Genomic DNA, 19,752 nt, shown 5'->3' with positions numbered 1-19,752 from the left:
CACACCCTCCGGCACACGCCACACCCCATACCCCGACACACGCCACACCCTCCGGCACACGCCACACCTCATACCCCGGCACGCTTTTCGCCGGGGACGGTGGTCCCGCCCCGGGATCGCCGGGGCGGGCCGACCGCACTGTGGGCAGCCCACTGCCCGCAGTTACCCCCGAACGTCGTTGTGCGGGGGCAAGTTCGTGTGCCTACAGCAGGTTTCGCAGGCGGAGGTCGTCGGCGTATTTCTCGATCAGTTCGGGGCCGAGGTGCGGGATGTCCGCGGCCGCACCGACCTTCGCGTGCTGCACCGCGGCCTGGAACTTCTTGGCCGGGAGTGCGGCGCCGAGCATCGGGGCGCCGGGACGGCCGTAGGCGTGCAGCAGCGGCAGCACCGAATGGCGGCGCTGGTGCTCGGGCAGGGCGCGCAGCGCAGTCTCGAAGCGCGACAACCATTCCGCGTAGTCGTCGATGCGCTCGATCGGATGCCCGGCGGCCACCAGCCAGTCCACGAACTCGTCCAGCGACAGGCCGTCGTCGTGCGGATTGAGCACGTCGAACGTCTCGTAGCCCGTGCCCGCCTGCGCGCCGAGGGTGGTGATGGCCTCGGCGGTGAAGTCCGCGGGCAGACCGTCGTAGTGCGAGCGCTGCCGATTGCCCTCGGCGTCGGTCTCGTAGAACGACTTCGGCGCCACGCCCGTCGCCAGCACGCTGAGCAGCAGCCGGGTGAACATGTCGGGCAGATTGAACTGTCCCGCATAGCGGCTGTGCGCGAGGATCATGTCCGACCGGAACACCGCCACCGGCAGCCCGCACCAGTCGTATGCCTCGCGCAGCAGCACCTCACCGGCCCACTTGCTGTTGCCGTACCCGTTGGCGTACCCGTCGCCCAGCGCCCGCACGGCGCTGATCTCCCGAATGTCCCCGTCCTCGGTGAACACCTCCGGATCCACCTGATCGGCCACCCCCACCGTCGACAGGTAGGTCACCGGCTTCAGCCGCGCGGTCAGGGCCAGCCGGATCACCTCGGCGGTGCCGACCACGTTAGGGCCGAACAACTGGTCGTAGGGCAGCACGTGGTTCACCAGTGCGGCCGGATGCACGATCAGGTCGACCGACTCCGTCAGGCGCCGCCAAACATCCTCGCCCACACCGAAATTCGGCTCGCCGATATCACCGGACAGTACTTCAAGCGTGCCCTCGGCCAGCTCTCGGTAGCGCCGCAGCAGCTCCGGATCGCCGCTGTCGAACACCTCGTCCAGCCGCTCGCGCGCCGCGGCCGCATCGTTGCCGCGGACCACGCAGATCAATGTCCCGCCCGAATCGTGCAGGCGCTCCAGCCATTCCAGGCACAGGAACCGGCCGAGATAGCCGTTGGCACCGGTCAGCAGCACCGTGCGCGGCGGGTGCGGCGCGCGGGGCAGATCCGCCGCGGCCGCCAGCGTGACCGCATCGATGAACTTGTCCAATGTCAGGTCCGCGGCCCGGATTTCGCCGTCGCCGCCGTGCACGGACGCGGCCGTGGGCCGCTGTCCGCCGGACCGCTGCTCGGATTCGATGTACTCGGCCAGCCGCCGCAGATCGGTGGCCGGGCTGTGGATCACGCCTACCGGCACCTCGACGCCGAAGATCTCCTGCAGCAGGGTCGACAGCGACAGCGCCGACAGCGAATCACCGCCCAGGTCTGCGAAGTGGGCGTCCGGCCGCAGCTCGGTCGTCGCGCAGCCGAGCAGGGCCCGCGCCGCCCGGCCCACCGTCTCCAGCACCGGCAGGTCCACCGCGGCGCCGCGCAGCGCGTGCAGTTCGTCCTGCTGTTCGCGGTCGAGTTCGTCGTAGCGCTGCTCGAGTTGCGCGCCGTAGCGGTCCTTCAGCTTGGGCCGCAGCAGTTTTCCGATTCCCGACAGCAGTCCGTTGTCCATGCTGAACGGCTCGGTCTCCAGCAGGAAATCGCGCGGGATCTCGTAGGAATTCAGTTGCGCGTCCCGAGCGACCTGCTGCAGCGACTCCCCTATGGCCTCCTTCAGGTCGGCGACGTCCGGATGCGCGGCCACGGCGTCGGCGGTCGGCACGATCACCGCCAGCAGGTAGGCGCGCTCGCTGGAGCCGTAGGCGTAGATCTGGCGGATCAGCGGGCTCGAGGTGTAGACGGCCTCCAGCTTCGACACCGCCACGAACTCGCCCTGCGACAACTTGAGCACATTGTTGCGGCGATCGACGTAGATCAGCCGGTCCGGCTCGATCTCGGCCATGACGTCGCCGGTCCGGTAGAAGCCGTCGGCGTCGAAGATCTCCGCATTCAGCTCCGGCCGCTTGTAGTAGCCGGGCACCAGCGTCTCCGCCTTGATCACCAATTCACCACGCGGATAAGGCTTGTCGGTGCCGAAGTACCCCAGTTCGGGGACGTCCACCAGCTTGTAGTCGATGACCGGCGGGCGCTGCAGCTGATTGTTGAGCAGCACGCCGCCGCCGGTCTCCGTGGCGCCGTAGCCGTCGAGGATCGTCAGCTCGAGCACCGACTCCATGAAGGTGCGCATCTCGGCCGACAGCGGCGCGCTGCCGCACAGCGCGATGAGGAAGCGGCCGCCCAGGAAGTGTTCGCGCAGTTCGGCTTTCACCTCACGCTCGGCCGTCGCAGGATCGGTCCCCGCCGCGACCGTACGGTCCACCTCGCTGCGGAAACGCTGGAAAACCATGTCGCACACGCGCGGAACGAAGAACAGTAGCGTCGGGCGCGCCAGCGCGATGTCCTCGAACAGCGTCGACATATCGCTGCGCGCGGCGAAGTACACGGTGCCGCCGGAGGCCAGGCAGGTCGTCAGCGAGGCCCGGCCGGCGATGTGGCTCATCGGCATGTAACTGAGGCCGATGGCAGGCATCGGCCCGGTGCGCCACATCCGCGCGACCAGCCGCTCGGGATAGATGGCGCCCTTGGGAGTACCGGTACTTCCGGAGGTGTAGATGAGCAGCGACACATCGTCCTCGCCGCCGCCGGTGTGCAGCGGCGCCGCCGGGAGCTCGCGCCCGGCGGCGAATACCGCGTCGAGGGTCTCGACGCGAACCGTGCTGTCCGCCAACCGATCACGAGCGGACTCGAGCGCGGCGCGGTGGCCGTCGTCCTCGGCGTAGTAGTCGAATACGATCAGCGAGCGCACCGAGTCGGCGGCAAGCGCCAAATCGACTGCGGCATCGAGCTGTTCGACATCGGCGGCGAGCACGCGCGGCTCGGTCTCCATGACGATCGGCGTCAGTTGCGCCAGCGACGCACCGGCCTGCAGCGGCACGGAGACGGCGCCCAGGCAGGTGCAGGCCAGATCCACGGTCGTGTAATCGATGCTGGTGAAACCGAGAATCGCGACGAAATCGCCTGCCCGCGTGGGTTGTTCGGAATCATGGTGCCACGCGGCGGTGAGCGCGCGCACCCGCTGCCACAGCTCACCGTAGGTGACGGTGTCGAACCGGGGCAGCAACCGGCTGTACCTGAGACCGGTGTCGTCGGCGACGAACTCGACCGCGCGCCCGCCGAGCGCGGGACGATCGGCGTAGCCCTCCATGATCGTCGCCACCACCTGCGCCAACGGCATATCCGGCCGCTGCACGGCCTCGCCCACCGCATCGCTCGGGAGTGCGGCGCGAATCTGTGCGTCGTGCTCGATCAGGTCGGTAGCCCGACGTACCAGTTCCGCATCCGCTTCCTCGACCTCCATCCCCAAGATGTCCATCCCCGACCTCTCCGAATAGTCCGACAGAAACCCGACAGTCGATGCATGCGGGACTCCGCGTCCCGCCCTCAGAAATAGTTGCTTGCACTAAGCATCTCTACGGTCGTCCCGCTCCCGCCACAGTGTCAAGCAGGTCACGCCGCGCCGCGCCATCCATCGAGCTAGAGACGATTGAGGCGTACGTCACGCTGGGCCTTTTGTGCAGTTTGCCCGGCTCGCACACGGTATCGGAGGTGCGCCGGAAAGGCTCGAACCCACCGCCGATTTCGCTACGATCGATCCGGAGGTGAGCGCCATGACGAAGGTGCTTGTGATCACCGGGGACGCCGCCGAGGATCTCGAGGTCATGTATCCGTATCAACGCCTGCTGGAGGAGGGCTACGAGGTCGATATCGCCGCTCCGTCCCGCAAGCAGTTGCAGTTCGTCGTGCACGATTTCGCGCCGGGCTTCGACACCTACACCGAGAAGCCCGGCCGAACCTGGCCCGCCGACCTGGCATTCGCCGAGGTCGATCCGGAACGCTATGCGGCACTGGTGATTCCGGGCGGCCGCGCACCGGAATACCTGCGCGGCAACAAGGACTGCCAGCTCCTGGCCCAGCACTTCGTCGACGCGGGCAAGCCCATCGCCGCGCTGTGCCACGGCCCGCTGATCCTCGCCGCGATCGGCGCCCTGCGCGACCGCAGCTGCAGCGCCTACCCGCAACTCGAACCCGATATCGCCGCGGCGGGCGGCCGGTGGGTGGACAGCCCGGACCATGTCGACGGCCGGATCGTCACCGGCCGCGCCTGGCCCGACCACCCGCAGTGGATGCGGGCATTCCTCGAGGTGCTGCGCGCCGCGGCGCCCGCCTAGCGGAGCGCGAACAACAGCGGCGCACGCCGCGGGGTCGGCAGCCGCGTCCGGACGGCGGCAGGACAGGCAGCACATCTGTTTGGACGCCGATGTCGTCGGAAACCCGGCGGTGCGCTGGGCCTTGTCGCATCCCGGCACGAGAGTGCGACAGCCGCGGTTACGATCCCGTGTGGTGGGTTCGCACGTGGCGAGCCGGGCGATCCCCGGGGCGCGGTGCGACGACGGTGTCAGCGTTAGGAGAGTGCCATGTCCCAGAAGGTCCGCGGAGTCGTCGCCCGCAGCGAGGGTGCGCCGGTCGAGATCGTCGACATCGTCATTCCCGACCCGGGTCCGCACGACGTGGTGGTGCGGGTGCTGGCGTGCGGGGTCTGCCACACCGACCTGACCTATCGCGAGGGCGGCATCAACGACGAGTTCCCGTTCCTGCTCGGCCACGAGGCCGCGGGCGTCGTGGAGACCGTCGGCGACGCGGTCACCCACGTGCAGTCCGGCGATCATGTGCTGCTGAACTGGCGCGCCGTCTGCGGCGCCTGCCGGGCCTGCAAGCGCGGAAAGCCGTGGTACTGCTTCAGCACCCACAATGCGAGCCGCCCGATGACGCTGGCCGACGGCACCGTCCTGACCCCCGCGCTCGGCATCGGCGCCTTCGCCGACAAGACGCTGGTGCACGAGGGCCAGTGCACCGTCATCGATCCGGAGACCGACCCGGCGGTGGCCGGGCTGCTCGGCTGCGGTGTGATGGCGGGGCTCGGCGCCGCCATCAACACCGGCAACGTGCGCTACGGCGATTCGGTGGCGGTGCTCGGCTGCGGCGGCGTCGGTGACGCGGCCATCGCCGGGGCGCGCCTGGCGGGGGCCACCACGATCATCGCCGTCGACCGGGATCCGCGAAAACTGCAGTGGGCCACCGAACTCGGCGCCACCCACACGCTCGAATCCGGCGACGATATCGTCGAGCGCATCCAGGAACTGACCGACGGCTTCGGCGCCGACGTGGTGATCGACGCGGTCGGCCGCCCGGAGACCTGGAAGCAGGCCTTCTACGCGCGCGACCTGGCCGGGACCGTGGTGCTCGTCGGCGTCCCCACCCCCGACATGCGCCTCGAGATGCCGCTGATCGACTTCTTCTCCCACGGCGGCTCGCTGAAGTCCTCGTGGTACGGCGACTGCCTGCCCGAGCGCGACTTCCCGATGCTGCTGGACCTCTACCGCCAGGGCCGCCTGCCGCTGGAACGCTTTGTCAGCGAACGCATTCTGCTCGACGGGGTGGAGCAGTCCTTCACCACCATGCACAACGGCGACGTGCTGCGCTCGGTGGTGGTGCTGTGAACATCCAGCGCGTCGTCACCTCCGGGAAGTTCGAATTGGACGGCGGGAGCTGGGATGTCGACAACAACGTCTGGGTGGTCGGCACCGACGACGAGGCGGTGATCATCGACGCCGCCCACGATCCCGCGCCGATACTCGACGCCGTCGCCGGGCGGACCGTCACCGCGGTCGTCTGCACGCACGCCCACAACGACCACATCAACGTCGCCCCGGAGGTGGCGGCGGCGGTCGGGGCGCCGATCTGGCTGCACCCCGCCGACAACGTGCTCTGGCGCGCCGTGCATCCGACCGTCGACTACCGTCCGCTAGTCCACGATCAGCGAATCCCGGTCGGCGACACCGAGATCCGGGTGCTGCACACGCCCGGGCACGCACCGGGCTGCTGCTGCCTGTATCTGCCGGCCGAGGATGTGGTCTTCACCGGCGACACCCTCTTCTCGGGCGGCCCGGGCGCCACGGGGCGCTCCTATTCGCACTTCCCCACCATCATCGAGTCCATCCGCACCCGCCTCCTCACACTCCCCGCGGCCACGGTCGTGCACACCGGCCACGGCGACTCCACCACCATCGGCGGCGAGGCCCCCCACCTGACGGAGTGGATCAAGCGCGGCCACTGACGGTTACGGCCGATGTTGGGTTTCGCACATTCATCACCAAGCATTTGCTTGTTTTGATACCGTCGGCAGTGCAGGAGGACGGTGATCGGCATCGGTCGGGCAGACGATGCGTATGCACCGTGCCGGTTCGCGCACGCGCGGCCAACAGGGAATATCAACGGGGATGTGACCAAGGGGCAATTCGGTTCCGCTCGCCACCATTTCGGTGCCGGGCCGGTCGTCGTGTGCCGCCGTCCACCGGCGACACGACAGACAGGATGGCACATGAGCAACCCCCGGCAGATCCCGGACCCGAACCACCCGCTGCTCCCCCTGGCGCGGGCCTACGTCAACTACTTCACGCCGACGGTCACCGGCGTCGAACATCTCCCGACCTCCGGCCCGGCGCTGGTCATCGGCAACCACTCGTCGATCTACTGGGCGCCCGAGGTGTGGATCACCTTCATGGCGATGATGGACCACAGACCGGACGAGCCCACCTACGGCGTCGCGCACGAAATCCTTTTGCGCGCACCATTTCTCGGTGACAGCCTGCGCGACTTCGGTGTGCTCCCCGCATCCCGGGAGGCGGCCACCGCCGGACTGAAGGACGGCGGCGCGGTGATGGTGTACCCGGGCGGCGACTGGGAGGCCTGCCGCCCGTGGTCCGACCGCGGCAAGATCGACTTCGCCGGTCGCAAGGGATTCGTCAGGCTCGCACTGGAACTCGGGATCCCGGTCATTCCCGCGGTCGCCAACGGCGGGCACGATTCCATCTTCATCGTCAGCCGCGGCGAGCGCACCGCCCGGCTGCTGCAGTTGAACAAGTTGCTGCGCGCCAAGGTCTTTCCCTACACGGTGGGTGTGCCGTTCGGGGTGGCTCCGATCCTGCCGCAGATCCCGCTGCCCGCCACGGTGCAGGTCAGCTTCCTGCCGCCGCTGGACTGGTCGACGGAGCCGGGCGATCCGGATAATCCCGATGTGGTCGACGCCTGCTACCGAGATACCGTCGACACCATGCAGACCGAGCTGGACCGGCTGCGGGCCGAGACCCCCAATCCCGTGGCGACCGGGGTCAAGAAGCATCTGGCGGGCCTGCCGGGGCCACTGTCGGGCCTGGCCGACCTCGTTCCGGTCTGACCCCTACCCGGCGCGGTGATCTTGTGAACTGTTCCGCACCAAGGGATTACGCACCGCGAAACGCTGCGGCACACGGATACGTCGTGGTTCACTACAGGAAACGGACAGGCCACGCCGCACTCGGCTGCCTCCGTCGCGGCGTGACAGGAGGGAGCATCCCTTGCTGGATCGTTACGGCTGGCAGCTCGGGATCGGCGATCCCGTCACCGTGCACGCGCCGTGCGGCAACCCGCGCTGCGTCCACGGCGCGCACGGCACGGTGGTGGATTTCGGCTCCGAGCACCTGATCGTGCGCCTGGCCACCGCACCGCTCGGCCACGCCGACGAGACGACGGTCTCCATTCGCCCCCAGCACGTCGAATACGGCTACGCCGGTCTCGGCCCGGATCCGGGACCCCCTGCGCGGGAGGGTGTTTCGGTGACGATGCCGGGCCTGGCCGATGCCTGCGTCCAGGAGGCGGTCGCCGCCGGAATCGCCGACAGCGTCATCACCGCCGAGCAGGGGGCGAAACTCGTTGCCGCCTGGCGCAATCGGGCCGCCGACGAGAGCAGGCCCTGATTCGGCGGCGATGCCGCACCCGATCACGTCAGCAGGAAGGCCAGCACCGGCAACACCACCGCCGAGTAGGTGCCGATGACGGCGGCGGCTATCCGTCGCCGCGACAACTGCGGCAGGTGCGTCGCGATCCCCTCGTACGTGCCGACCGCGACGAAGAGCATGCCCCAGGCGACCATCGCGCGGCTGCCGATTCGCCCCAGGTGGTCGGCGAGCAACATGGCCATCAGCGAGATGGTCAGCCCGGCCGAACCGCTCGCGGCCCAGATGGTGGCGCCGGCGCGGCCACGCCCCAGCGCCGCCGCACGCCGCCATCCCGCCGCCGGCTGCCGCGTCTCGGTGCGGCGGTGCCGGAATATCCGGCCGATCGGCTCGAATATCGTTGTGGTGCTGTCGTCTTCGCCCATCTGCGCCCGGGCGCGAACCATCGCCTCCAGAGCCTGGGCGGTCGCTGACGAGGTGACGTATCCCTCCGCCGAGGTGCGGAATCCGCCGTACTGCGAATGCAGCGGTTCCATCTCCTGCAGGTCGAGCATGCCCGCCAGGGCCTGCAACACCACCGGGTCGCGCACCGACTGCGGATCGGCGGCGGTCAGCGCGCCCAGCGTCGCGTGCAGCGTGAGATGCCGCCAGGTATCGGCCGCGCCCCCGCGCCGGAACGACTCCTCCTCGATGCGCATCCCGCCGCGCCGCAGCGCGGTGAGCAACCGGCAGACAGCCAACTCGCGCGCGTGCACGAAGCGGTCCCCGCCGATGGCGGCCACCTCTGTTCGTGCCAGTGTCGCTGCCACACAGCCGGATTCGTACACCGGCTGTGCGCGCGAGGAGGGCCGGTCGAGTATGGAGGAGACCAGGCGCCCGGCGCCCCAGAGCACGGCGTCGGCCACCGCCGGATCCGACGGCGCCGAGGTCCCCAGCGCCGCAATCGCATTGGCGGTCGCGGTGATCGACACCGGCCCGGCCCGGCCCGTCATCGGCCAGCCGCCGGTATCGGCGTCCTGCGCCTCGAGCAGCGCACGCCGGAAGATGACCACATCGGGATCGTCCGCCGCGACGCCCAGGCACCGCAGTGCCCGCAGCCGCCACGCCGCCTCGACGGGAGCCTGTGGCTCCGAATCCTCACCGCCGGTGCCGATTCGGCGAATCAGTAGCGCAACCTCTTTCGCCCGCGGTATCTCCCGGCCCGCCAGCGCGAGCGCGCACACCGCTTCCCCCGTACTCATCGGGTTGGGCGGCACATCCGATATCCATCCCCATCCCGCACCGTCGCGCCCATCCGGCCGCTGATGCCGGTAAAGCCATTCCACCGCCGCACCGATCCGGCCATCCAAATCCGTTGCCCGCGCACCTCGCATCGCCATCACTTCCCGATTGCTATTGTCCACGGCGATACCCGCTGGGATATGCATGCATACCGGTGAGTCCGGATAGTTACGGGATATCCGCTATTCGTCCATGATGGCGACGGCGCGCGTCCACCCGGCGGATGCGGCATGCACTTTCACCGGGAAACAGCTGATCTGGAATCCGCTGTCGGGCAGCGATTCCAAGTTGTGCAGCTTCTCTATATGGCAGTAGCCGATTTCGCGGCCCGCGCGGTGGCCCTCCCAGATGATCGACGGGTCGTGCTCGCGGGCAAACCGGCGGGCGGTGTGCACGAAGGGCGCGTCCCAACTCCACGCATCGGTGCCGGTGAGCCGCACGCCGCGCTCGAGCAGATACAGCGTGGCCTCGCGGCCCATGCCGCATCCGCGCGAGACGTAGTCGTCCTCGCCGTAGCGCCGACCGGCCGCCGTATTGACCACGACGATTTCCAGCGGCCGCAATTCGTGGCCGATGCGGTCCAGTTCGGCCTCCACCTCGGCAGCGGTGACGACGTGGCCGTCCGGCAGGTGACGGAAGTCGAGTTTCACCGCCGGTTGCAGGCACCACTCCAGGGGCACCTCGTCGATCGTGATGGCCCGGACCCCGCCGTCCATGGTCGCCGAATAGTGGTACGGCGCATCCAGATGCGTGCCGCTGTGGGTGGTCATCCGCACCCATTCGACCGCCCATCCCTCGCGATCGGGCAGATCGTCGACACTCGCCCCGGGGAAAAAGGACACGACGTCCGCGGCGGTGTCGGCATGGGTGTAGTAGTCGATCTCCGGCAGCAGCCCGGGCGGATCCGACGCGATACCGGCCTGCAGCGGCACGGAGATATCGATGAGCCTGCGCACGATCCGACCTCCCGTCTCCGGACGTCCCGCCATGATGGCATACGCACCGGCATCGGCGACCGGTCAGCCGTCCCGCATCGTCTCGAGGGCACCGCGAGCGGCGGACAGATATCGAGGCCGTCCGCTCAACGGGCGTATGCCGCAAGGAATGTCGTGACCGCCGCGTCGGTGATCGTGCGCAATTCCGATTCCGGCACCGCGCGGGTGCCGAACCGGGACCGTGCGTCCGCGGGACCGCTGAGCAGGGCGGCGAATTGCGCGGCCGCCATGTCCGGATCGTCGAGGCGCAGCGCACCGGCCAGCGCGAGCCGGGCCAGCCGGTCCGCCAGCGCCCGGACGACCCTGGTCGAGACGGCGTCGACAACGTCCAGCAGGTCCGGGAATTGCGCGGCCTCGGCGCAGATCAGTCGCCGCAGCGCGCGGGAATCCTCGGCGCAGTAGCAGGCGGCCAGGTGCACTCCGACGTCGCGCAGTGCCGCGGCCACGTCGCCTCCGGCCGGCTCGAGCCGTTCCACCGCGGCGAGGTTCGCGGCGAGCGCACTGTCCGACAGCGCGCGCACCGCCTCACGGAACAGCGTGTCCTTATCGCCGAAGTGGTTGTAGACGGTGGCCTTGGCGACCTTGGCCTCGGCCGCGATCTCGTCGACCCGCGCCTGCGCGTATCCGACCCGGGCGAAGACGGCGAACGCCGCCGCCAGCACGGCCTGTTGTTTGTCGATGCGCCCCCGGGCCGGTCGGGTCGGGGAGGTGCCGGTCGCCGCGCTCATCTGCCCATCATAGGCAATTTGGACTCCCGAGTCTGGTCTCCCGCCCTCGTCCGTACTAGACTCACGAGTCTAAATAAATAATCCGACAGGTATGCCTGCCGGGTCGAGAACGAGGAGACACTTGTGAAGACCGTGGTCATTTCCGGTGGAACCGACGGCATGGGAAAGGCGCTCGCGCTGACCTACCTGCGCCGCGGGGACCGGGTTGTCGCCATCGGCAGCAGTCCGGAGAAGGGGCGGGCGCTCGTCGACGCCGCCCGCGAATTCGGCGCCGACCCTCGCCTCGAATTTCTCCGAGCCGATCTGAGCCTGGTCGCCGAGAACCGGCGGGTGCTCGATCGGATCGCCGCGACTTACCCGGTCGTCGACATTCTGGTGCTGGCCGCGCGGTATTACCGATCCCGCCGATTCGTCACCGCGGAGGGCTTCGAAGCCAACTTCGCGCTGTTCTACCTGAGCCGGTACCTGCTCGGGCACGGCCTCGCCGACCGTCTGGAGCGGGCGGACGCACCCGTGCTGCTCGATCTGGCCGGTCCCGGCGGCGACCTGTCCCGAATCCGCTGGGACGACCTGCAATTCGCCCGCGAGTACCGGCCCGACGACGTCATGCATCAGTGCGGGAAGCTCAGCGATCTGCTCGGTGTCTCGTTCACCAGGCGCCATCCGGACAGCCGGATCGCCTACGTCCTACTGCATCCGGGACTGACCGCGTCGGGCTTCACCGGCGACTACGACGCCGCCGACGCGGAAGTCGTTGCCGGGATGCGGGAGCGGGCTCAGCCGATGGATGCCGCGCTCCCCCGGTTGCTGCGCCACCTCGACCATCCTCCCGCGGCTCCGCTGTCCGCGTTCATGCAGGACAACGCGGTCGACGTGCACGGTGCGCCGTTCGATCCGGGCGCCGCGGACCGGTTGGCGGCGATCACTGCCGAGCTGCTGCGCGGAGATGCGGTGCACAGCGCCTGATTTCGGGACCGCTGCCCCGGGCCCATTCGGGATTGTCGGCGGCGGCCCGAGCTGTCTACGGTGCCGACCGCCGATGCCGCGAGCCAAGCCGTCGACCGGCATCCGGCCGACGGCACCAAGATATCGCCTCGCCACTACCGGACGAGGCTCGAGATCGCTCCGGGCGCGATCGCCGATACCGCACCCGCCGAAAGATCCGGTTGCCGAATGCAATCGGCTACCGGATCCGCTCGGCGGGCGGCATCACGGCGCGGGCCGGGAGCGAATCACGGTGTGGAGAAACCGATCAGCGCGCCGATGCCCGCGCCCACCGGAACCGTGATCAGGGCACCGACTCCGCCGAGGAAGAACCCGATCACCGCGCCGATGCCCGCGCCGACGAGGGCGCCGACGACCGCGTTGTGCTGCTTGCGCGCAAGGGTTTCCGCCTCGTCGATATGCTGCGCCACCTGCGGGGCGGCGGCCTGCGGCGACAGCGTCAGGGTGCGGCCGGCGGCATCGATTCGCGGTGTGAGACCGACGGTTCCGCCCGCGGCCTGCACCGTCAGCGGCAGCGTCACGACCTGGTTGCCCACGGCGTCGGTGAGGGTCACCGACTGCCCGTCGGGGGTGAGCGCGAAACCTCCGGCGTCCACGGTGGTGGTCACCCCGCTGTCGCCCGGGGCCGCCGCGGTGACGTAGCCGATGCCGTGCTCGACACCGCTGATGCCCACTTCGGCCGCCGGTGCGGGCTCGGCCTGCACCGCACCGGCCGTAACCCCTGTGACTCCGATCGCGAGCAGCGCGGTGGCGGCGATTCGATTGGCTCTCATGATCTTCCCCACTTCCATCGGCCGGGCGCGGCCGATAATCCCCTCATGGCCGGATCTCGGCCGCCCCCATTCTCCCGCGAAAAACCGTGGGCAGCGGTCGGTTTCCGAAACTTGTGATCGATCGGCATACCTGCCGGTCCGGCGCGCGCCGCGCGGGATTTTCGAGTACCCGGCTACTCGTGGCAGGTCACAGCCGCGCGAGGACACTGAATCGGCGGGTATGGCTGGTGCCGTCTCGACGGCCCGCACTCACCAGAAGGTCCTGTCATGGCTATTCGTTTACAGTCGTTCAACTTTCCCGAGTTCTTCGTCCGGCATCAAAACTTCGAGGGCGAGCTGATGAAGCTGAACACGCCCGGCTTCGAGGACGATTTCGCCTGGAACGAGGAGTTCGCCGGGACGGATGGGGACGGCTTCACCCTGGTCCGCTTCCGCTCGAAGAACTTTCCCGACCGGGTGCTGCGGCACAAGGACTTCCGGATGGTGCTCGAACCCGACAACCAGTCGAACCAGTTCCGCCAGGACTCGACGTTCCGTCGCAAGCGCGGCCTGACGGGCGACTCCGAGGCGGGCTGGCGCTCGTACGAGGCGATCAACTTCCCGGGCCACTTCATCCGGCATCGCGACTTCCATCTGTTCATGGACAGCAAGCAACCCAAACTGTCGGCGGATGCCACGTTCAAGCGTGTCACCCTGTAGTCCCGCGGGGCTCCGCCGGAAACTCGGTTGCGATGTTTCCGGCGGATGGGGTTGTCTGACGTCCCGTGGCCCACATCGACATCGCTGATCTGGATTACTTCCTCCCCGACGGGCGGCAGTTGCTCGACGGCGTGGGTTTCCGGATCGGCGAGGGCGTGAAGGCCGCGCTGATCGGGCCGAACGGCACCGGCAAGACCACGCTGCTCGGGATCGTCGCCGGTGATCTCGCCGCCGACGGCGGCGCGGTGACGCGGTCGGGCTCGCTGGGAGTGATGCGGCAGTTCATCGGCAGCATCGATGACGATTCGACGGTCCGCGACCTGCTGCTGTCGGTCGCCCCCGACGCCGTCCGGACCGCCGCGCAGGCGCTCGAGGCCACCGAGAACGCGCTGATCGAACGCGACGACGAACCGACCCAGCTGGCCTATGCGCACGCCCTGGCCGACTGGGCCGACGTCGGCGGGTACGAGATCGAGGCGGGCTGGGACAGCGTCACCACCGCGGCCCTCGGCATCCCCTTCGACCGGGCCAAGTGGCGTTCGGTGCGGGCGCTCAGCGGCGGCGAGCAGAAGCGCCTGGTCCTGGAGGCGTTGTTCGCGGGGCCGGACGAACTGCTGCTGCTCGACGAACCGGACAACTACCTGGACGTGCCCGGCAAGCAGTGGCTGGAACGCACGCTCGCCGGATCGGACAAGTCCGTGCTGTTCGTCAGCCACGACCGGGAACTGATCGCGAACGCGGCCACCCGGATCGTCACGCTCGAACCGGGCGTCAACGGTGCGAGCGCATGGATCCACGGCGGCGGTTTCGCGAGCTACCACCAGGCCCGCGAGGATCGCAATTCCCGTCTGGCGGAGCTGCGCCGGCGCTGGGACGAAGACCACGTCAAGCTGCGTGCGCTGGTGCTGCGCCTGCGGGAGAAGGCGAAGTTCAACGACGGGATGGCGGCCCGCTACCACGCCGCGCAGACCAGGCTGGCCAAGTTCGAGGCGGCCGGTCCGCCGCAGGAGGTTCCGCTGCGCCAGCACGTCTCCGTGCGGATTCGCGGCGGGCGGACCGGCAAGCGGGCGCTGGTGTGCACGCGGCTCGAGCTCACCGGCCTGATGCGGCCGTTCGACGCCGAGATCTGGTATGGCGACCGCGTTGCGGTGTTGGGGGCCAACGGATCCGGCAAATCGCACTTTCTGCGGCTGCTGGCGGCGGGTGGCACGGATCCCGACACCGGTCACCTCCCGGGCGACGGCCTGGGACTCGCGCCGGTGCCGCATACCGGCGTCGCCGCGCTCGGCGCCCGGGTGCGTCCGGGGTACTTCGCGCAAACCCATGCCCGGCCGGACCTTTCGGGCCGCACGCTGCTCGAGATCCTGCATCTCGGCACCGAGCGCCGCGACGGCATGGGCCGGGAGGACGCGAGCCGGGTGCTGGACCGGTACGGGCTGGCCCGCGCCGCGGAGCAGCGCTACGACGATCTGTCCGGCGGGCAGCAGGCCCGGCTGCAGGTGCTGCTGCTCGAATTGTCCGGTGTCACCATGCTTTTGCTGGACGAGCCGACCGACAACCTGGACCTGCATTCCGCCGAGGCACTGGAGCAGGGCATCGCCGAATTCGAGGGCAGCGTCCTCACGGTGACCCATGATCGGTGGTTCGCCCGCGGCTTCGATCGCTTCCTGGTGTTCGGGTCGGACGGTGTGGTGTACGAGAGCGACGCCCCGGTGTGGGACGAATCCCGCGTCGTGCGCTCACGCTGACCCCTTTCCCTGCCCGGCCCACCGGTCTTCCGGCACGATCTTCCCCCGCGTGCGCCGGGAACACCTTTCCCTGTCTACGCCACGCACATCTTTCCCTGCCTGCGCCACGCACATCTTTCCCTGCCTGCGCCACGCACATCTTTCCCTGTCTACGCCACGCACACCTTTCCCCTGTCTACGCCACGCACATCTTTTCCCTGCCTGCGCCACGCACATACCAACTCCCCGCCCTCACGGCCCCTAGGCCGTGAGGGCGGGGATCTCGGCTGATCGGAGCGCGCCCGGCCCGATGCCCTACTTCGACGCCGTCGTGCTCGGCGCTGGGGTGGTTCCCGTGGCGGATTCCGTTGTCGCGGTGGACGATTGCGTGGTCGTCGCGGGCGCGGCAACCTGCGTGCGGTCCGGCGGGGTGGTCACCGTCGGCGGCGTCGTCGTGCTCGGTGCCGAACTCGTCGGCGCGGTGGTCGACGTTGCGCTGCCGGTCTGCGAGGCACTCGTGCTCGACGAGGTCGTGGGCTTGGCCGAAGTACTCGTCGTCGCGGTGGATTTCGCCGCCGTCGACGTCTCCGCGGCCTTGTACGCGGCGGCGAGATCCGCGGCCTCCGGCTTGGCGGTGGTGTCGACGGGCTCGCCCGCCTGCGCCTGCTTCGCCAGGTGGGTGAGCCAGGCGGCCGCATACTCGGCCGAGGTCAGCGGCTTGCCACCGGCGGGATCGGCGTCCTTCCAGTAGTCGAAATGGTGGCCGCTGTGGTTCGGGCCGAGGGTGAGCTGATACGGGTCGCTCATGATCACCGGAATGGTGTTCTGGTTCGTCACGATCAGCCCGATGATCTCGTTGAACACCTTCTGCGGCAGGTACGCCAGCGGCGACATATCGCCCGCCGCAATCGAATCCGCCTTCGCCGGTGTCTTCGGCGCCTGTCCCGGCTTGTAGGCCGGATCCGACACCCGCAGCAGGACCTCGAGGAAGGTCTCGTTGCTCTGCATCCAATTGGGTTGCGACTGAATGTCCGCGAACGCCGCCAGGGCGATCCGGCCGAGCACGACGGCGACGTCCTGTCCGGTCGCCGGAGTCAGCCCCTCGCGTTCGAGGGCGTCGACGTTCAGCTGGCGACCGACGTTGACCGCCAGCTGCAGCAGCGAGATGTTCTGCGGCGCGGCGCAGGTGAGGTCGCCGTCGGAGCAGAACGACGCGATCTTGCCGTTCAGCGCGCCGAAGTCACCGCTGGTACCCGGCAGCGCACCCTGCCCCGACACCGGTTTCACGCCGTTCTGATAGCGCTGATCGAAACCGTCCGGATTGGCGAACGGATCCTTCGCACCGGGGAACGGGCCGTCGCCCGCGCTGCGCCCGGCATCGGCGAGAATGACGACGCCGACGACATCGGCCGGATCGACGATTCCGTATTTCCCGTCGGCGCCCGCCTCTTGGTGTCCGACATTCATCGCGACCCGGCGGACGACGTCCGCGCCCTCGCTGTAGCCGACGATCGAGAACTTGGTGTCGGGGCACGCCTGCGTGATCTCCCGCATCACCCGCTCGGTATTCGCGACACCCGTGGTGACCGCGTCTTCGTAGGTCGCCATATTCGCGGGATACGCGATGTACACCGCGGCGTACGAACCCGGATCCACGGCACCGGCCGGCGCGTTCACGACCGGGTCCACCCATTCGCTGCTGTGGTCTCCCGACAGCGCGGCGGGCAACTCGTTGCCGTTGGCGTCTACCAGCAGTTTCGTGGTCCCCGCGACCGGAGTGTCGCCGCGACCGGCGACCGAGATGGTCACCATGTCGTGGCATTCCGTGACCGACGAGGTGAGCTGCGTATCCCTGGTTTGCGGCGTCGACGTCAGCGCAAAAGACGCCGCGACGATCGCCGCTACTCCCAGCGCCGCGGGTGCGGCGACGGCGGAAGCTATGCGATGGCGCGCAAGGAACTCGCGAAGAGCCATGTCCTTATCCCCATTCCGGTTCTGACAAATGGACGGACAAGCCCCCCGACGGGCATGTGTCACGGGGAACGTCGCCGCCGGGGCGGCGAGCGTTACTGGTCGGTCGGTTGCGCGGGGAAGATCACATCGAACTTTCGCGAAGATCGAAAATAGGTGGACCGATACCCGAATTACCCGGATCATCGTCGAAATGACTTCTACCCCACAGGAACGCCTCAGGCTGATCGGTCGCGAGGAGCCCGCGGCCGCCACGGCCGCGGCGCCCTCGTGGGTGATGAACATCGACGACTCCGATTCGGCCCGCGACATCATCGACGCGCTCGGCGTCGCCGCCTATCTCAGCGGCGAACAGCCGCACGCCGTCTCGGTCGACATCGAACACCTGAAGCCGGACGCGCCGCTGCGGCCCGACGACGCGCGGGTGCTGCGCACCAGCGACGAGGATGGGACCCGCGCCACGCTGTCGGTCGGCGACGGCTGGACGCTGCGCGTGGTGCGCCGCACCAACGGCACCGCCGTGCTGAACGTCAGCGCGGTCACCGAGGAGCTGGCCCGCGAGGTCGTCGAGGTATGCACGAAGGATGCCACCGTCGAACCGGAATCCGACGCGAGCCAGGTCTCGATGGGCTTCTGGCACATCGGATCTCACGGTCCGCAGCGGCGCGAGCGCACCATCACCGCCGCCGCCTGGGCCGAGATCGACGGGAACTACGGCGCCCAGGTCGGCGCGGCGATGCGGCAGCTGATGGCCATGCGGCCCGACGAGGTGCGCGGGCGGCTGCTGTTGCTGCACGGCCCGCCGGGCACCGGCAAGACGTCGGCGCTGCGTGCGCTGTCGCGCGAATGGGCGGACTGGTGCCAGGTGGACTGCGTGCTCGACCCCGAGGTGCTCTTCGCCAACCCCGGCTACCTGATGGAAGTGGCCATCGGCGTGGACACCTACGACGAGAGCAAGCGCCGCTGGCGGCTGCTGGTGCTCGAGGACTGCGACGAGCTAATTCGCGGATCGGCGAAAGAGTCGACCGGCCAAGGGCTTTCGCGACTGCTCAATCTCACCGACGGCATGCTCGGGCAGGGCCGCGACGTGCTGGTGGCGATCACCACCAACGAGAACCTGTCCCGGCTGCACCCGGCGGTGGTCCGGCCCGGCCGCTGCTTGGCGCAGCTGGAGGTCGGCCGGTTGTCGAACGCCGAGGCGGCCGCATGGCTCGAGCGCGAACTCGGCGACCGGCCGCGGCCCGCTGTCGGACCCGACGGCATGACGCTGGCGGAACTGATCGCGGCGCGTGACGAGCACTCCCGCATCCAGGCGCTGCCGCCGGGGCCTCCGCAGGGCAGCGGGGGCTACCTGTAGTGGAAGGGTGCCGTGATCCGATGGGTCACGGCACCCTTCGCCCCGCTCCCAACCGGGTGCCGGGATGGTCGATTCCCTTGTCGCACAGCGCCCTAACGCCCGGCAAACGGTCCCGCTGGTGGACTGGGCGCCGAGCCACCCGTTCGCAGGTGGCCGGACCATCCGAGGAAGGGACGAATATGTCGGTAACCAAGTTCGCGCAGGTGGCGACGTTAGTGGCGGTAGCGTTCGCAGGAGTGGCGGTGGCGTCGGGCACGGCGTCGGCGCAGCCGGGTGAGCGGCATCCGCTGGCCGACTCCACCTGCTCCGCCGCGCAGGTGGAGGCGGCGATGCGCGACCACGCCCCCGGGTTCGCCACCTACCTGGACGAGCACCCCGACCACCGCGCGAAGTTCCAGCACATGCTCTCCATACCGCCCGAGCAGCGCAAGGTCATCATCCGGGAGCGCGGCCAGGGCGGACCGGAGTTGCACGAGGGCCCGGGCCGGGTCATCTTCCGCGACGACGATCCGCGATTCGCCGACATGCCGCGGCAGATGCGCGTGGTCGCCGATACGTGCCACGGCTACTGACCTGGCCGAACCGAGGTCGTGCCCGCGGGAGGCGTTCCGCGGGCACGACTTTCGGGCGCCGCGGCAGCTACCCGGTAGACCACGCACGCCGAGGAGTCTCGGCCGCATTGACGGTGTTCGGAATGCTGGGCACGGCCATCGGATGGTGTTGTCTCGCCGCCGTTCCGGAGGTCGATGCGATGTCGCCGAAGGCTGCCGTATGGCAGGGCGGGTCGTACAGCTCGCCGGAATCACGAGTGGTAGCGGCGGCCTCGACAACGACCCCCACGACCGTGATCGTCGCGGCATTGATCGCCGGTGCGGCCGTGATCGCCGCGGCCTTCTTCCGGCCCGGCACCTCCGACGACGCCGACGGCGCGGTCAGTGTTGCTGTGCGAGAACGTCGTTCGGCAACGCGCCGGATTCGGCTGCCGCGCTGGGCAGATCGACGGTGACCCGCAGGCCGCCCCGGTCCGCGCCGCTATCTTCTTCGC

General features: G+C 69.0%; 17 protein-coding genes. 11 read left to right on the top strand and 6 right to left on the bottom strand.

The window, feature by feature from the left end:
• Positions 1–202 precede the first annotated feature (202 nt).
• Positions 203–3,697, bottom strand: coding sequence for a carboxylic acid reductase (gene car, locus NM1_RS07860; protein WP_068016232.1), 3,495 nt, complete (start codon positions 3,695–3,697; stop codon positions 203–205).
• Between the two features lie 310 nt (positions 3,698–4,007).
• Here car and NM1_RS07855 point away from each other — a divergent pair, with 310 nt between their 5' ends.
• From NM1_RS07855 to NM1_RS07835, 5 genes are all read left to right on the top strand, one after another.
• Positions 4,008–4,568 carry a DJ-1/PfpI family protein gene (locus tag NM1_RS07855; RefSeq protein ID WP_068016229.1) on the top strand — a complete coding sequence of 187 codons (561 nt, stop codon included), beginning with the start codon at positions 4,008–4,010 and terminating at the stop codon, positions 4,566–4,568.
• A 246-nt stretch (positions 4,569–4,814) separates the two neighbouring features.
• Positions 4,815–5,897 carry an S-(hydroxymethyl)mycothiol dehydrogenase gene (locus NM1_RS07850; RefSeq protein WP_068015801.1) on the top strand — a complete coding sequence of 361 codons (1,083 nt, stop codon included), beginning with the start codon at positions 4,815–4,817 and terminating at the stop codon, positions 5,895–5,897.
• Positions 5,894–6,514 carry an MBL fold metallo-hydrolase gene (locus NM1_RS07845; protein ID WP_068015798.1) on the top strand — a complete coding sequence of 207 codons (621 nt, stop codon included), beginning with the start codon at positions 5,894–5,896 and terminating at the stop codon, positions 6,512–6,514. Before NM1_RS07850 ends, NM1_RS07845 begins: the two co-directional genes overlap by 4 nt.
• 264 nt (positions 6,515–6,778) lie before the next feature.
• A complete protein-coding gene (locus tag NM1_RS07840; RefSeq protein WP_068015795.1) occupies positions 6,779–7,633 on the top strand; it encodes a lysophospholipid acyltransferase family protein in 855 nt (284 codons plus the stop codon).
• 160 nt (positions 7,634–7,793) lie between these two features.
• Positions 7,794–8,192, top strand: coding sequence for a hypothetical protein (locus NM1_RS07835; protein WP_068015793.1), 399 nt, complete (start codon positions 7,794–7,796; stop codon positions 8,190–8,192).
• Positions 8,193–8,215: 23 nt separating this feature from the next.
• Here the strand turns inward: NM1_RS07835 and NM1_RS07830 are convergent, their stop codons facing one another.
• The 3 genes from NM1_RS07830 to NM1_RS07820 form a co-directional block, all read right to left on the bottom strand.
• Positions 8,216–9,412, bottom strand: a complete 1,197-nt coding sequence (locus NM1_RS07830) for a hypothetical protein (protein ID WP_147288854.1) — start codon at positions 9,410–9,412, stop codon at positions 8,216–8,218.
• Positions 9,413–9,634: 222 nt separating this feature from the next.
• The gene (locus NM1_RS07825; RefSeq protein WP_068016228.1) at positions 9,635–10,408 is read right to left on the bottom strand and encodes a cyclase family protein; all 774 of its coding nucleotides are present in this window, start codon (positions 10,406–10,408) and stop codon (positions 9,635–9,637) included.
• 125 nt (positions 10,409–10,533) lie between these two features.
• On the bottom strand, positions 10,534–11,175 hold the full coding sequence (locus NM1_RS07820; RefSeq protein ID WP_068015786.1) for a TetR/AcrR family transcriptional regulator: 642 nt from the start codon (positions 11,173–11,175) through the stop codon (positions 10,534–10,536).
• 123 nt (positions 11,176–11,298) lie between these two features.
• Between NM1_RS07820 and NM1_RS07815 the strand changes: the two genes are divergently transcribed.
• Positions 11,299–12,141 carry an SDR family NAD(P)-dependent oxidoreductase gene (locus NM1_RS07815; protein ID WP_068015784.1) on the top strand — a complete coding sequence of 281 codons (843 nt, stop codon included), beginning with the start codon at positions 11,299–11,301 and terminating at the stop codon, positions 12,139–12,141.
• A 266-nt stretch (positions 12,142–12,407) separates the two neighbouring features.
• Here NM1_RS07815 and NM1_RS07810 read toward each other — a convergent pair whose 3' ends face one another.
• Positions 12,408–12,953, bottom strand: coding sequence for a DUF8020 domain-containing protein (locus tag NM1_RS07810; protein ID WP_068016223.1), 546 nt, complete (start codon positions 12,951–12,953; stop codon positions 12,408–12,410).
• Between the two features lie 267 nt (positions 12,954–13,220).
• Between NM1_RS07810 and NM1_RS07805 the strand changes: the two genes are divergently transcribed.
• Both NM1_RS07805 and NM1_RS07800 read left to right on the top strand, forming a co-directional pair.
• Positions 13,221–13,652, top strand: coding sequence for an AbfB domain-containing protein (locus tag NM1_RS07805; protein WP_068015781.1), 432 nt, complete (start codon positions 13,221–13,223; stop codon positions 13,650–13,652).
• Positions 13,653–13,717: 65 nt separating this feature from the next.
• Positions 13,718–15,400, top strand: a complete 1,683-nt coding sequence (locus NM1_RS07800; protein WP_068015778.1) for an ABC-F family ATP-binding cassette domain-containing protein — start codon at positions 13,718–13,720, stop codon at positions 15,398–15,400.
• A gap of 294 nt (positions 15,401–15,694) precedes the next feature.
• Here the strand turns inward: NM1_RS07800 and NM1_RS07795 are convergent, their stop codons facing one another.
• Positions 15,695–17,353 (bottom strand): cutinase family protein, encoded by a 1,659-nt coding sequence (locus NM1_RS07795; protein ID WP_068015775.1) that lies wholly within the window; start codon positions 17,351–17,353, stop codon positions 15,695–15,697.
• Between the two features lie 190 nt (positions 17,354–17,543).
• Here NM1_RS07795 and NM1_RS07790 point away from each other — a divergent pair, with 190 nt between their 5' ends.
• The 3 genes from NM1_RS07790 to NM1_RS42015 all read left to right on the top strand — a co-directional run bounded on the left by NM1_RS07790 (position 17,544) and on the right by NM1_RS42015 (position 19,713).
• Positions 17,544–18,707 (top strand): DUF5925 domain-containing protein, encoded by a 1,164-nt coding sequence (locus NM1_RS07790; protein ID WP_068015772.1) that lies wholly within the window; start codon positions 17,544–17,546, stop codon positions 18,705–18,707.
• Between the two features lie 179 nt (positions 18,708–18,886).
• Positions 18,887–19,279, top strand: coding sequence for a hemophore-related protein (locus NM1_RS07785; RefSeq protein WP_068015769.1), 393 nt, complete (start codon positions 18,887–18,889; stop codon positions 19,277–19,279).
• A 107-nt stretch (positions 19,280–19,386) separates the two neighbouring features.
• Positions 19,387–19,713 carry a hypothetical protein gene (locus NM1_RS42015; RefSeq protein WP_147288855.1) on the top strand — a complete coding sequence of 109 codons (327 nt, stop codon included), beginning with the start codon at positions 19,387–19,389 and terminating at the stop codon, positions 19,711–19,713.
• Positions 19,714–19,752: the final 39 nt, after the last annotated feature.

Origin of the sequence: Nocardia mexicana NBRC 108244 (assembly GCF_001613165.1) — a bacterium.
Classification (GTDB): domain Bacteria; phylum Actinomycetota; class Actinomycetes; order Mycobacteriales; family Mycobacteriaceae; genus Nocardia; species Nocardia mexicana.
This window is presented reverse-complemented; position numbering and strand designations above follow the sequence as displayed.

What these genes read in the sequence shown, in the direction of transcription:
- car (WP_068016232.1), bottom strand. Translation starts at nt 3,697, where the DNA reads ATGGAGGTCGAGGAAGCGGATGCGGAACTGGTACGTCGGGCTACCGAC.
- NM1_RS07855 (WP_068016229.1), top strand. Translation starts at nt 4,008, where the DNA reads ATGACGAAGGTGCTTGTGATCACCGGGGACGCCGCCGAGGATCTCGAG.
- NM1_RS07850 (WP_068015801.1), top strand. Translation starts at nt 4,815, where the DNA reads ATGTCCCAGAAGGTCCGCGGAGTCGTCGCCCGCAGCGAGGGTGCGCCG.
- NM1_RS07840 (WP_068015795.1), top strand. Translation starts at nt 6,779, where the DNA reads ATGAGCAACCCCCGGCAGATCCCGGACCCGAACCACCCGCTGCTCCCC.
- NM1_RS07830 (WP_147288854.1), bottom strand. Translation starts at nt 9,412, where the DNA reads ATGAGTACGGGGGAAGCGGTGTGCGCGCTCGCGCTGGCGGGCCGGGAG.
- NM1_RS07820 (WP_068015786.1), bottom strand. Translation starts at nt 11,175, where the DNA reads ATGAGCGCGGCGACCGGCACCTCCCCGACCCGACCGGCCCGGGGGCGC.
- NM1_RS07810 (WP_068016223.1), bottom strand. Translation starts at nt 12,953, where the DNA reads ATGAGAGCCAATCGAATCGCCGCCACCGCGCTGCTCGCGATCGGAGTC.
- NM1_RS07805 (WP_068015781.1), top strand. Translation starts at nt 13,221, where the DNA reads ATGGCTATTCGTTTACAGTCGTTCAACTTTCCCGAGTTCTTCGTCCGG.
- NM1_RS07795 (WP_068015775.1), bottom strand. Translation starts at nt 17,353, where the DNA reads ATGGCTCTTCGCGAGTTCCTTGCGCGCCATCGCATAGCTTCCGCCGTC.
- NM1_RS07790 (WP_068015772.1), top strand. Translation starts at nt 17,544, where the DNA reads ATGACTTCTACCCCACAGGAACGCCTCAGGCTGATCGGTCGCGAGGAG.
- NM1_RS07785 (WP_068015769.1), top strand. Translation starts at nt 18,887, where the DNA reads ATGTCGGTAACCAAGTTCGCGCAGGTGGCGACGTTAGTGGCGGTAGCG.